We start from the raw sequence: 12789 nt of genomic DNA on the forward strand, positions 1-12789 counted from the left end.
TTATTTCACAAAAAATATTATACAAAACTCAACTATTTGTATATTTTTACAAAGAAATCGCTTTCAACATTATTTTCTCTGTCATCGTTCTACTTTTTCCTGCATATTTCGAGAATATTTTCAGATCGCGGCTTATAAAATAAATATATTCTGACTATTTATTACAACAATTCAATAAAAAAGGACGATTATTCCTTATGATCGTCCGAACACATTTGCTAAATTGATCGTTCTAAACAAAAATGACGATCTCCAATTGGAAACCGCCTTGTTAAGTAAGCGAGTCTATATTTTTATAAGCTTGAGTTTGCCGTTTCGATGCCGACGTATTTAAGGAGACGGTCATGCAAAATGATCGCATCCTCATCAGAGCAGCAAATGATTAAGCAAGTATCATTTCCACAAACCGTTCCTAGCATCTCTGGCCATTCAATTTGATCCAGTAGCGCACCAATTACATGGGCGTTACCTGGGCTTATTTTAAGGACGATAAGGGGACCGACCATGCTTAATTTTTCAAATACTTCAACAAGTGAACGTTCAAGCCTTTCATGTGGCTTATAATTAATATCTCCAACCAAGCTGTAGCGAAAGCTCCCAGTGTTTAGAGGAATTTTAATTAGATTTAACTCTTTTATGTCCCTCGAAACAGTTGCTTGAGTGACCTTCATCCCCTTTTCACATAAAAGTCTAACAAGATCCTCTTGTGTTTCAATTTCATGCGTACGAACCAGTTCTCTAATAAGGTGATGCCTTTGGCCCTTTGACATGTGAATACACCTCTCCTGTAAAAATCGAGTCAATCTTCAATTTGATTGTACATTGAACGTTCCTCTTTTTTTACAGAAAAAGTGTCGATTCTATTACAGATCTTATCACTTAGCTTCGTACCTTTTGCGCCATCCGTTGAGCATACCAAAAGCCCGTTGTTAAAGAGAAGGCATCAATGACAATGAGCAAGAAAGAGTTAGTATAACCTTTATAAACAGACGCCGTAATAAGCGCAACCGTTAGGATCAGCCCTATGTAGCGATTATAGGTTACTCTCGTAAATAACACGACAAGAATTCCAGGTAAAAGGAGTGCCATTACTACTTTCATTAACACTATCTACACCTTCTTCACATTAAATACAAAGTTACTAAACTAAGAATAGCTTTTTTCAATGTGATAGGCAAATAGGCTAGTGGAAAATTCACCGGCCACGCCCACCTTTAGCTTGTCAAAAAAGCCAACTGATTTCCTTGAAGAACGCTGGATATGATTGAAACTTCCCTCATGCTAAAAGGAGCATATTATGGAAGATTGGCTCAAGCTGATCCCGCTCTATTTCATTGATAATGAATTCAAAGCCATATTCATAGAAGCCATCTTCTTCAGATTTCCAAACATTCCTGCCAAAAAATTTGACTTCCTTCCCCAAAATTTGTGTCGTTATGAGAACCACAACATCTTTCTGCACCGGTAAACTACTATTTGCTCTATAATTGAGTCCGCCGAGGCTTACATTCTTAATGAGCACTTTAGAGTAGCCTAATTTCACTTCCTTATTTTTAAATTTCACAATCGTCATCTCTGCAGATAATGGTGTATGTAATTGAAATCGCTCATATTTTCTGCGATTTTCAACTTTATCAGCTAACATATTTGTCTGTTGTGGGGTCATAAACTCTCTTCTTAACAACTGTTGAAGCTTCATTGCTGGAACGGGTTTGCTATATATATACCCTTGGATCTGCTGACACCCTTGCTGTAATAGGAAGAGAAGCTGTTCCTTCGTTTCTACACCTTCTGCAACGATATGAATACCAATTTCTTTTGATAAAAAAATCAGACTTTTAACAATCGCATCATTTGCCGTCTGTAACGTTATTCCATCGATAAAAGATTTATCAATCTTCAGGGTATCAATTTCCAAATCTTTTAAATACGAAAGCGAAGAATAACCTGTACCAAAATCATCAAGCGCTATCTTCACACCTAGTTCTTTCAATTCGGCAATTATATTTTTCGTCACGTCCACATTCCTAATGATCGTTTGCTCAGTCAGTTCTAACTCAATTAACTTCGGTTCTATACCGGCTGCTTCAATCGTTTCTTTCACCGTCTTTACAAAATCCGCTCTCAATAATCGTTTAGGTGAAATATTAACAGAGATCGGCACAACAGGAATCCCTTTCCTCAACCAAATTCCTAACATTTCACAAACTTCTTTCACGACCCAGTCACCGATTTTAAAGATAAAGCCGCTCTCTTCTGCTAATGGAATGAATTCATTAGGAGAGACGATGCCCCATTCAGGATGATTCCAACGAATTAGCGCTTCAGCACCTTCGACTTTTGAAGTTTTAGGGTTTACTTTCGGCTGAAATTCAATGTATAACTCTTCATTGATAAGAGACTTTCTTAGATCTTTTTCCAGATCGTATAGTTTAAAGGATTCAATGTTCATTGATGGAGAAAAGATCTGCCAATCATTTCTGCCAAGCTCCTTTGCTTTATAACGTGCAGCATCAGCATTTCGCAAAAGTGTGCGGAAATCCTCTCCGTCTCTTGGATAAAGACTAATGCCAATGCTCATTGTGATGAAAAGCTCATAGCCCTCAATCTCAAAAGGCATTTCCATCTTAGCTATCATCTTATTCGCTAGCTTAATCGCTTCCTCTAATCCCGTTACCTTATTTAACAGGATCGTAAACTCATCCCCGCCAATTCGGGCAACAAATCCTGCTGACCCTAAATAAAGCTGTAAGCGCTCAGCAAAAGTCACTAAGAATTTGTCGCCGATTTCATGTCCAAATGTATCGTTAATATATTTGAAGCGATCCAAATCAACATAAAAGACAGCGAATTGTTCAGTTTTTTCACTTGCAGCAACAACTTGCTCTTGTAATTTTCTTTCAATGTATCTTCGATTTGGCAGCTTCGTTAAATAATCATGATCAGCCATATATGCCAATGATTCCGTATATTCCACTCTTTCGGTGATGTCTTTCACAATTCCATCCATACGGATAAGATCACCTTCTTGATTAAGATGGGGAGTAAATTGACCTTCAAGCCATTTTATTCGTCCTTTTCCGTCAAGGATGCGAAATTGATGATTCACTTCTTCCCCCTTCTCCAAAAGAGATGCATTTCTTTTAACTAATTCTTTGTCATCTTGGAAAATGAATTCTTTTAATAGCCCGGGACTGAGCATATCAATGGAAATGCCAAAGATCTCCGATAATCCTTTAGAGCAAAATGTAATCTCATTATTATAGAAATCGTATGACCAAATCCCAACAGACAAATGATCTACTACCGATTTAAACCGTTCCTCACTTTGCTCTAATCTCAATTTTAACCCTCTTACTTCTGTAATATCTTGAATCGTTCCGAAAATACGTTCAACTTCTCCGTCCTCACCAAGAATAACTTTTGAACGGAGAAAGATGACACGTTCCTGCCCATCCTTTCGGATAATACGGTGTTCAAAATCGAGTTCTCGTTTTTCATTAATTGTTTTTTGAAAACTATCGCAGTATATTTTTTTATCATGCATATGTACATATGCAAAAACACTTTCCCAAGTTATTTCAAAATCTTCAGTTTCAATGCCGAAGATATGATAAGTTTGTCGATTCCATCGGGCTTTATTTAATTTAACATGATATTCCCAATTCCACATATCCATGAATCTTTGTGTATGATGCGAAAAAAAGCCATCCACTTTTTTCTTTTTATCATTTTGATTGTGAGGTAACAGATTTTTCGACCTCATCTTCGCTATCCCCTTCAGTTCATCTATTATTCATGATGACTTTTAATTCTACTTCCCTAGCTTTTCTTTCCTATCATACAAGAAATTACCATACTACAATATTATTTTTTCCATGTAAATATTGGAAAGCGAAGATTATCTGCGACTATTCTCATAACCTGCATGTAAATTTCGGTAGAACAAATTAATCAACTCGTCCAACTCCTGGCTGCAGCGAAGCGTCTCAGCACTGTGCATCCCTTTATCTTTAGCGATTTGAACTAATTTCCGTTTGTGCTCGGATATTTGTTTCAAAATTCGTTCTCCTTCCTTCAGTCGCTCCACATCCATCCTCCTCCTGATCCTTCCTCTTCTTGTTACCTTCATTTTGGAGGATGTTGACCCGTTTCGTAATCCCCTCTAATTCCCAATTCTCTTATTTCCCCATTTTTAGGATGCTGTTCCTATTCTTTCCTAGCTATGGTAGGAGCGCTCCTCTGGAAGAATATATCTAAATGTCCCACTTATTTTAAAAATTATCTTTTTCTCTGTTAAAAGGGTTAAATACTTGCCAATTTGCTTATCAGTCACTTCATACTTGCTGGAGAGAACATGCGGATCCCAACCATTCTGAATGTATAAAACGCATAAACTCATGAGCAGTGAATCTTTCATTCTATCTCCTCCGGCTAAGACTACCTTCTATTAGTAGTTTGCTTGAAACACTCGTGATAAACCATCCCCCTACCCTCCCTTTTTCTCCAATAGGAATGGAATCCTATCATGAGCACAAGGAATCCTAAATAAATTTGAAGCACCTTTTTTTCATATTCATCGCCGTTTATCCTCGGTGGTCTATGCAGGTTCCTTTAGACGTAAATACATATATAAAAATTACTCTAAAGTCACACCAAAACGAAGGCGTCTTTGGAACCATTAAGGTTCAAATCGTTTCTGCGATGTTTTCGCTAATGCCGGGTCAAAAGAACCTTTCTTTCAATAAGGTCAGCCTACAGTGCATTTAGCTTTGGCTGCTTGCCCCAGATGCAGATCCACTCATTAAAAAGTTAGCCACTACAAACGAAAGCAAAACAACACGAAAAAACTGCTCTGGTTTAGAACCACAGCAGTCAAAATATCAACCTGATATTGTCTAACAGTTAAATGGAAAAGCGCTTTTGAAAGCGGTCAGTGCAGTTATTATCATGATGAAAAATGGAACGCTTAGCTGTTTTGAGGCGTATAGCCCATTTGATATACTTTCGCAATTGCTTGAGAACGATCGGTAACGCCCAGTTTCTGCAAAATATTGGTCATATGGTTCTTTACAGTATGATCACTGATGAACAGGGACTGGGCAATCTCGCGATTATTTAAGCCTTTTAATACTTGGTGGAGCACTTCCATTTCACGATTTGATAAATTCAATTTCAACTTGATTTCTTCTTGTCCAACTCCTAATTCCATGTCATTTTCTTGACCAAATGGAATTTCAATTTCTGTCATATAGTTTCGCGCCTCCCACTCCTCAAAGGTTTTGTAGAGGGGATCATTCTGAAGCTGCTGTTGAAGTGGTTGAGCTAGCTTTTCACCAACCCGCTCGAAAATGATAAAAAGCAACTTTACTAAGTGCTTTTCAACCTTTTTCCACTCTTGGGCTTGATAATAGTGCTGCATGAGCTCCATCGTTTCTTTATCAGAAATGGCATCTTGCAGTATTTCCTGTTCATAAAAAATTAGTGTACATGCATTCTCCAATGCGTTAATTTGCTGCGCATTCAAGCCTATTTCTTTAGCAAACTCTGCTACTAACTTGCGCGCTTCAACACTTTGCCTGTATTTCTCTCGCTCATTTTTTTCTAGCAATCTAGTAAGGAGATTAACCAATTTTTCATCAGAATGCTGAGCTAGTTCCTTCTGCAATAAATAAATCGAAATTCCACCTGCAATACCAAGACTTGATAGAAATGGGATATACGGTTTCACTTCATCCTTGCTGCGAACCCCTATACTAAGCACTCCAAATAATTCACTTCGAAATGTAATAGGCATCTCATAAACGAGCTCTCCACTCGCTAGTTCATGGAACATCCCCTTTGTTCTTTCCACTAGCTTATTGCTGAAATGCCTTTTTCCAAGGTCACGGCCATATTCACCTAATTGCTCGTTTTTCATGCCTCGCGATAAAAGCGAGAGTTTATTCTGTACCTGAATTTCCTTAAAAAGTACACATGCAAAGGAACCAGATAAAATATTCATCCCCATGTCAATTAAAATATAGAGAACTCTTTTCACATTATTCACTTTTGTCATCACACTGAAAATCTCATTGAAAGTAGATAGTTGTAAAAAATGATGATTAGAACTTTCTTTTAAGCTTTGTTGGACCATAAAAACTCCGATAAAAGAGGTCAATATGCTAATGTCAACAGGATCAAACAATCCCTCTTCTTTTTCACTGCCCCCAAATAAAAGCCCTTTCGTTTGATTGCCAACTTTAATTGGCTGACAAAACAAACTCCTTGGAGATAAACCGTATTTTCTATATGTTACCAGCCGTGGGTCCTCTTGAATATGAGTCCAATACGAGTACTCTTCTGTCACGATGACTTGCCCTAAAAAACCTTCGCCTAACGCTACTTCAATCCCTAAAACCTTATCCATATTCTGACCGGCAAAATGTTGGATCAAATACCTCTCTTCTTCTTTATGGACCGCGATACCTACAAAGCTCAAATCTGGGTTTAGATTCTTAAATTGCTGAATCAATATATCCAAGTTAAATCTTTCATCCGTTATATTCTCAACAGCCCATTTTGCATTTAAGATTTTATTATGAAAGGCATCCACATATACTTGATTTTGATAGAGCGATTGAATTGAACTTGAAAGTTGCTGAAAGGTGGCAAGAATCCTTGCTTTTTCACCATTCGAAACAACTTTAACCGACTGTAAATTATGTAAGAAGACCGCTCCCTCTTCGTGTTCTTGAAGATATTTTTTTAAAGCATCAAAAATTTCATCCTCTACAAGCATTCCACCTATTAAGTATAACCGCTCCTGTCTGTTCGTAATAATCGGTGCCGCTAGCACCTTTAATCCTGGCAAGACTTCGATATAGATCGTACTTTTAATTTTTGTGAGATTAGGAATGCTTGCAATCATCTGCTGAACTAACAATTCCTCACAGTTCTTTTTCGGGTAGGAGATCTTTGTTTTTAATAATCGCTTTTCATCTACCAGTACCACCATTAAATCAAGTAAATGAGCATAACCATCTTGAAGGTTTTGAAGAGTCTTTTCTACTCCCATATGAATTCCCTCGGAATTTGAAAGTTATCCGGTTGAACATAGCGATAAATGGCTTGCTCACCGTCGCCTATTTTTTCAAGAATGGAATCGGTTACTAAATGCTCTAGTATAAGTACCAATTCCGTAGTTTTTCTTCCTAATCTCGACGCTAGTCCCTCAGCAGTTTCCAATGTATAAGGATTTTCTTCGAAAAATAGAGTACACTCCACTTTCAGGGGATTAAACTGTAACATCCGGTCCCCCCCTCCTAAAAAATTTCGTTAACCTTACTTGTCGCATTGTTCATGTTCTTTTTTCTTCCCAAAGCGGGATTAGCTGTTGATTATTCAATAACATCGGTCAGCATTGATGCATTCTTACTGGAGAATGGGAATGTCAATGTTGAAGAGATCCACACATATTCCTTTGATGGTGATTTCAACGGCATCACAAGGGAGATTATCCCCAAAGAAGGAACAAAGATTAAAGAATTTAAAGCTACAGAGAACGGAAAATCTTTAAAGATTGAAAAAGATGAGGCATTGTATAAAATCCACCGCAAAGGTGCAAATGAAACCATTACGATCGCCATTACTTACACGATTACTAACGGGGTCAATGTCTATGCAGACGTGGCAGAATTCTATTGGCCATTTTTTGATGACCGGAACGAATCAACGTATGAAAAGATGATGATCACCATTCATCCGCCAGCAGCAACAGACGATGTAATTGCCTTTGGCTACGCTCAAGCATTTGAGCGGGAAGTTATTCAACAGGATCACTCCGTCCTATTTCAATTAGGCAAGGTACCAGATGGTGAAAATGGCGACATTCGCGTCGCTTATCCAGCCTCTCTCTTCCCTACCGCTAACGTTACTGCCGATAAGGAGATGAGAGGCGAAATTCTAAAAGCACAAACAGAACTATATGAAAAGGCAGCGGCAAGAGCCAAAATGCAAGAATCACTTCATAGCGCTTCTCTCTATGTAGCCGTTGTTTCGCTCCTTTTCCTCGTTTTATTTATTCTTATAGCCGGACTGCGCACTCGTGGGAAGAAAATGGATGTCGAGCGCAAAATGCAGCAAGCATTTTTCATTCCGAAAGAAACATTAAGTATACCTGCTATGATTTATTTTACAAAAGGGTATATTCCAACAGAAGCAGTTTCTGCCGCTCTTCTTGACTTAGTTAGAAAAGGCTTTGTAACGAAAACAGATGAACGTTTCCAGCTTGTAAAATCGGAGCCAGCGAATCAGCACGAAGAAATTCTTATCAATTTCCTCTTTTATGAAGTAGGCTCTAGTGGTGAATTCCAGTTCGAAGACTTACAAAAATATACGAGGAATAAATTAAATCATGAAAAATATCAAACGAAAATGCACGAATGGCAAAAAGCTGTTCAGATGGAAGTGAAGACTCAGCCATTGTATGAAATAAGAGGAAAACTGCGCTGGACTTTTGCTATTTTAGGCATTCTGCAATTGGCCTATAGCTTTTTAACACTTGGATACGAATTATTTGGCTGGTTTTTTGCCTTTCTAATATTAAGCGGCGTTTATATTGTCCTTGCCATATCATACAGACCAAAAACATGGAATGGGTTAATGATCAAACACGAATGGCAGCGAATGAAAGAGCAATTGCCGCAAATATCAATGAAAACATGGGAAAACTTATCTGATGATGAGCAAATGCGTTCATATATTTATGGAGTTGGGACAAATGACAAAAAAATAATCGAGACGAATGAAAATTTCATCCAAGCATTCAAACGTCCGAGCACAATTCTTAATTCCAATCATAACGTCGAGCCTTATGGTACGAATATTCACTCCCTCTTACTTATCGGACCGCTCGCATCCTCTAACTTTCACTCTGCCCACAAAACAACGAGTGAATCAACGACGAGCAGCAGTTCATCCATGTCTAGCGGTGGCGGAGTTGGCGGTGGTGGTGGCGGTTCTGGCGCCTTCTAAGACGCAAATAAGAAGGTGTCCCAAAAGTTTAACTTTTTGGGCACCTCTTTTTTTAATTCCTTTATGTAAATGGTTGATTTTCACTTCAGGCGGGGGCGATCCGCTTCCCTCGTTCCGCTCAATCCAGGGTCTCGACTTTCCCGCTTTCCCACAGCAGCCGCCGCCTTCCGTTCCAATCAACAATACACACATAATTTAGAAAAAAGTCTCCCACTTTTGACATAACCGAGTTATCATAATCTGCCAAATCATAAAAAGGAGATTTTCTCATATACAAAAATTAGTTCTACCAATGGTTATCGAAAATCCTCATTCCCGCTCAACACCTCACCCGAATGGTTAATGTTACAGTAGAAAAATGAATTCAACTCTACTTACTTCTCTACACAAAGGCGATGGACGACCGACTTACCACCCTACCATAATCCTTTAAGCGTACTGCAATTAGAATTACCCTTCTCATCAAACCGAAAAGTAATGAAATGAAAACATCTACTTCATATGGATTTCAGGAATTTCCGAACCATCAGTCATCTAGAATCTACTAAAGAAGAAGACATGGGGTATAAAGCAAAAAAGGGAAATCCCTCCTTTTTATCCACCAGAAAACACCGAAAAACTTACACAAAAGAAAAAGCTGATTCAAAAAGTCGTTTCTAACGCCCTTTTGAATCAGCCTCTTTTGCATATTTTTAACGAATCGTTTTTAATGCACGACTCCAAGTTGTTACTTGGTCAAGCATTAAATTAATGTTATCACCATGAATATCTTGTGGCTTGAAAACAGAAAAGTTTTCAAAATCTGTAAACAGAGATAAAGTTGGATGTGTACGCACATCCGCAACCATTAATTCTCCTAAAATTCCACGTAGATGCTCTGCTGCACGCGCTCCACCAGTGGAACCGTAGCTTACGATCCCTGCTGCCTTATTGTTCCATGCTTCACGTGCTAAATCGATAGCATTTTTTAAAGCTCCTGTAATACTGTGATTATATTCTTGTACGATAAAAACAAAGCCATCTAAGCTATCAAGCTTTTCATTCCATGCAGCAATTCCAGGAGCATCACCTTCACCTAGAAAAGGGAGCTTGTAATCGGCAATATCAACGATTTCATAATTTGCATCTCCACGCTGATCTGCGATACCTTTCACCCATTCTCCTACTTGTGGGCTTACACGCCCATCACGTGTACTGCCTAAAATAATTCCAATGTTTAACTTTTCTGACAATTTAATCTTCCTCCTTTTTAGGCACTCACATACCTCTTTATGGACTCCAATACCCCTATTTACACTTCATGAATACCTGAATCCAGTGATAAAAATAACAATTGCCCCTATCTCCTGTCAATTATCCTGCTTCAAGTGGATAAAAAATCAGAAGAAACAAATGATAAGGAAAAAGGAATTGGAGGACAAAGCTTTGAAATCAGCACGTATATTTTTTTCACTATTATTATGCTTATTTTTAGCTAGTTGTGGAAATCAAAATAACGCTGACAGTGACGAAAGCAACCTATTGGCTGAAGTAAAAGAGGGAGGCAAATTGCGAATTGGCACTGAAGGCACGTATCCCCCATTCAGCTTTCATAATGAAACAGGGGAATTAACAGGCTTCGATGTAGAAATCGCACGAGAAGCAGCAAAAAGAATTGGGGTGGAAGCGGAATTTTTGGAAACCCAATGGGATGCCATGTTTGCTGGATTGGATTCAAAGCGCTTTGATATGGTTGCCAACCAAGTCGGCATCAGAAAAGATCGTCTTGAAAAGTACGATTTTTCCGATCCATACATCACCTCAGCCGCCGTTCTTGTAGTGCCGACGGATAATGAATTTATTCAAAGTTTTGAAAACATCGAGGGATTAAAATCAGCCCAATCTTTGACCAGCAATTACGCTGATATTGCGAAACAGTATGGTGCTGAAATCGTAGGCGTAGAAGGATTTAATCAAGCAATCGAATTATTAAACTCTGGTCGAGTTAACGTCACAATTAATGATAAATTAACGGTACTAGACTTCTTAAAACAGCGGCCTGATGCGAAAGTGAAGATTGCGGCTACAAGCGAAGATGCGTCACAGAGCGGCTTCATGTTTCGAAAAGGAAGCGACACGCTTGTCGATGAAGTAAACAAAGCTTTGCAAGAAATGATCGATGATGGTACTTATTTAGAAATATCAGAAAAATGGTTTGGTGAAAATGTACTTGAATAACATCGTCGTAAACCAAGAGAGAATAACAAAGCTGCTCGATATTGCCCAAAGCTCTCTCCTGCCATTATTAGAAGGGGCCATTTTGTATACGATCCCCTTGACCCTTTCTACTTTTACGCTGGGGCTTCTTTTAGCAGTTTTAACTGCGTTAGCAAGAATTTCTGGAATAAAAGTATTGCAAATTATTGCAAGAATCTATGTCTCGGCGATTCGGGGAACCCCCTTATTAGTCCAGCTTTTCATTATCTTTTACGGACTGCCGACAATCGGAGTGATTATCGATCCCTTTCCTTCGGCGATCATTGGCTTCTCTTTAAATATTGGTGCCTACGCATCTGAAATCATACGTGCCGCCATTTTATCCATTCCAAAAGGGCAATGGGAAGCAGCCTACTCAATTGGCATGTCCTATTCACAAGCGATGCGAAGAATTGTGCTCCCGCAAGCAGCACGCGTTTCAGTCCCTCCTTTGTCGAATACATTCATTAGCTTAGTGAAGGATACTTCCCTTGCTTCTCTTATTTTAGTAACTGAAATGTTTAGAAGAGCCCAGGAAATTGCAGCTACCAATTATGAATTCCTACTATTGTACAGTGAAGCTGCACTTCTCTACTGGATTATTTGCTTTATTCTCTCAATTGGACAAGGACGGTTGGAGACTCGACTCGATCGATATACAGCAAAATAAGGGAGAGTACGAAATGATTTCCATCAATGGCTTGACGAAAAAATTCGGAGAATTAGAGGTCCTTAAAGGAATTAATCTTCATGTCGGGAAAGGGCGTGTTGTCGTCGTGATTGGCCCTTCCGGTTCTGGAAAAACAACGCTTTTAAGGTGCTTGAATATATTAGAGGTGCCTACTTCAGGAATAGTCGCAATCGGAGAACAAACTTTAGATTTTTCTGGCCGCGTCGCAAACAAGCATATCGCTGCATTCAGAAGGCAGACCGGGATGGTTTTTCAGGGCTATAATCTCTTCCCCCATAAGACGGCACTCGAAAATGTTATGGAAGGGCCCTTGACAGTAAAAAAAGAAGCAAGGAAGGCTGCACAAATCAAAGCGGAATCTCTCCTAAACAAGGTCGGCCTTGGCGACAAAATGGATGTCTACCCTTATCAGCTTTCCGGAGGACAGCAGCAACGAGTAGGTATCGCCAGAGCATTAGCAATGGAACCCAATGTCATGCTCTTTGACGAACCAACTTCCGCCCTCGACCCTGAACTAGTCGGAGAAGTGTTAAAGGTGATGAAGGACTTAGCGAAGGAGGGGATGACAATGATGGTTGTCACCCACGAGATGCGTTTCGCCAAAGAAGTGGCCGATGAAGTCATTTTCATGGAGGACGGAATCGTTGTTGAAAAAGGCGCTCCTGCCACTTTATTTTCAAACCCTCAACAGGAAAGAACACGGCAATTTTTGCGGATGATACAAATAAGTACCACCCGTGAGAACGGGTGGTTTTCTCTGCGGCTGAAAGCCTTTGTTACTGACCAAACCCTAAAGGGCTACTGAAAGGTTCGCCAATTGTACTACTTCTACTGGCCAGACCTCAAAG

The 12789-nt window shown here is 39.2% G+C and carries 12 protein-coding genes; 4 read left to right on the forward strand and 8 right to left on the reverse strand.

What is annotated here, in order from left to right; translation table 11 throughout:
- Positions 1 to 293: 293 nt before the first annotated feature.
- The 7 genes from ahrC to PZE06_RS20785 all read right to left on the reverse strand — a co-directional run bounded on the left by ahrC (position 294) and on the right by PZE06_RS20785 (position 7290).
- Complete coding sequence (ahrC, locus tag PZE06_RS20755) at positions 294 to 770, reverse strand: transcriptional regulator AhrC/ArgR (RefSeq protein ID WP_150949312.1); 477 nt, start codon at positions 768 to 770, stop codon at positions 294 to 296.
- A 109-nt stretch (positions 771 to 879) separates the two neighbouring features.
- Positions 880 to 1101 (reverse strand): CsbA family protein, encoded by a 222-nt coding sequence (locus PZE06_RS20760; RefSeq protein WP_306421298.1) that lies wholly within the window; start codon positions 1099 to 1101, stop codon positions 880 to 882.
- A gap of 175 nt (positions 1102 to 1276) precedes the next feature.
- Complete coding sequence (locus PZE06_RS20765) at positions 1277 to 3766, reverse strand: EAL domain-containing protein (RefSeq protein WP_225310734.1); 2490 nt, start codon at positions 3764 to 3766, stop codon at positions 1277 to 1279.
- Between the two features lie 135 nt (positions 3767 to 3901).
- Positions 3902 to 4090: a Spo0E family sporulation regulatory protein-aspartic acid phosphatase gene (locus PZE06_RS20770; RefSeq protein WP_191963281.1), complete on the reverse strand. Its 189-nt coding sequence runs from the start codon at positions 4088 to 4090 to the stop codon at positions 3902 to 3904.
- A gap of 129 nt (positions 4091 to 4219) precedes the next feature.
- Positions 4220 to 4420: a hypothetical protein gene (locus tag PZE06_RS20775; protein WP_150949303.1), complete on the reverse strand. Its 201-nt coding sequence runs from the start codon at positions 4418 to 4420 to the stop codon at positions 4220 to 4222.
- Positions 4421 to 4969: 549 nt separating this feature from the next.
- Positions 4970 to 7057: a LuxR C-terminal-related transcriptional regulator gene (locus PZE06_RS20780; protein ID WP_225310733.1), complete on the reverse strand. Its 2088-nt coding sequence runs from the start codon at positions 7055 to 7057 to the stop codon at positions 4970 to 4972.
- Positions 7048 to 7290 carry a hypothetical protein gene (locus PZE06_RS20785; protein ID WP_150949300.1) on the reverse strand — a complete coding sequence of 81 codons (243 nt, stop codon included), beginning with the start codon at positions 7288 to 7290 and terminating at the stop codon, positions 7048 to 7050. The genes PZE06_RS20780 and PZE06_RS20785 overlap by 10 nt, the downstream gene beginning before the upstream one ends.
- Before the next feature lie 51 nt (positions 7291 to 7341).
- Here PZE06_RS20785 and PZE06_RS20790 point away from each other — a divergent pair, with 51 nt between their 5' ends.
- A complete protein-coding gene (locus tag PZE06_RS20790) occupies positions 7342 to 9015 on the forward strand; it encodes a DUF2207 domain-containing protein (RefSeq protein WP_150949297.1) in 1674 nt (557 codons plus the stop codon).
- A gap of 692 nt (positions 9016 to 9707) precedes the next feature.
- Here PZE06_RS20790 and PZE06_RS20795 read toward each other — a convergent pair.
- A complete protein-coding gene (locus tag PZE06_RS20795; protein WP_191963280.1) occupies positions 9708 to 10247 on the reverse strand; it encodes an NADPH-dependent FMN reductase in 540 nt (179 codons plus the stop codon).
- 160 nt (positions 10248 to 10407) lie between these two features.
- On the opposite strand from PZE06_RS20795, the gene PZE06_RS20800 reads away from it, so the two are divergent.
- Genes PZE06_RS20800 through PZE06_RS20810 form a run of 3 tightly spaced genes read left to right on the forward strand, consistent with a single transcriptional unit; the run spans position 10408 to position 12746 of the window.
- On the forward strand, positions 10408 to 11232 hold the full coding sequence (locus PZE06_RS20800; protein ID WP_150949291.1) for an amino acid ABC transporter substrate-binding protein: 825 nt from the start codon (positions 10408 to 10410) through the stop codon (positions 11230 to 11232).
- Entirely contained in the window at positions 11219 to 11920 is a 702-nt protein-coding gene (locus tag PZE06_RS20805; protein WP_150949288.1) for an amino acid ABC transporter permease, read from the forward strand. Before PZE06_RS20800 ends, PZE06_RS20805 begins: the two co-directional genes overlap by 14 nt.
- A gap of 13 nt (positions 11921 to 11933) precedes the next feature.
- A complete protein-coding gene (locus PZE06_RS20810) occupies positions 11934 to 12746 on the forward strand; it encodes an amino acid ABC transporter ATP-binding protein (RefSeq protein ID WP_275792037.1) in 813 nt (270 codons plus the stop codon).
- The last annotated feature ends 43 nt before the right edge of the window (positions 12747 to 12789 follow it).

Source organism: Robertmurraya sp. DFI.2.37, assembly GCF_029211245.1.
GTDB classification, from domain to species: domain Bacteria; phylum Bacillota; class Bacilli; order Bacillales; family Cytobacillaceae; genus Robertmurraya; species Robertmurraya methanolica_A.

Bases quoted from the DNA above. Each gene is read 5' to 3' on its own strand.
- PZE06_RS20775 (WP_150949303.1), bottom strand. From the start codon at position 4,420: ATGAAAGATTCACTGCTCATGAGTTTATGCGTTTTATACATTCAGAAT.
- PZE06_RS20785 (WP_150949300.1), bottom strand. From the start codon at position 7,290: ATGTTACAGTTTAATCCCCTGAAAGTGGAGTGTACTCTATTTTTCGAA.
- PZE06_RS20800 (WP_150949291.1), top strand. From the start codon at position 10,408: ATGATAAGGAAAAAGGAATTGGAGGACAAAGCTTTGAAATCAGCACGT.
- ahrC (WP_150949312.1), bottom strand. From the start codon at position 770: ATGTCAAAGGGCCAAAGGCATCACCTTATTAGAGAACTGGTTCGTACG.
- PZE06_RS20810 (WP_275792037.1), top strand. From the start codon at position 11,934: ATGATTTCCATCAATGGCTTGACGAAAAAATTCGGAGAATTAGAGGTC.
- PZE06_RS20780 (WP_225310733.1), bottom strand. From the start codon at position 7,057: ATGGGAGTAGAAAAGACTCTTCAAAACCTTCAAGATGGTTATGCTCAT.
- PZE06_RS20760 (WP_306421298.1), bottom strand. From the start codon at position 1,101: ATGAAAGTAGTAATGGCACTCCTTTTACCTGGAATTCTTGTCGTGTTA.
- PZE06_RS20765 (WP_225310734.1), bottom strand. From the start codon at position 3,766: ATGAGGTCGAAAAATCTGTTACCTCACAATCAAAATGATAAAAAGAAA.
- PZE06_RS20805 (WP_150949288.1), top strand. From the start codon at position 11,219: ATGTACTTGAATAACATCGTCGTAAACCAAGAGAGAATAACAAAGCTG.
- PZE06_RS20790 (WP_150949297.1), top strand. From the start codon at position 7,342: ATGTTCTTTTTTCTTCCCAAAGCGGGATTAGCTGTTGATTATTCAATA.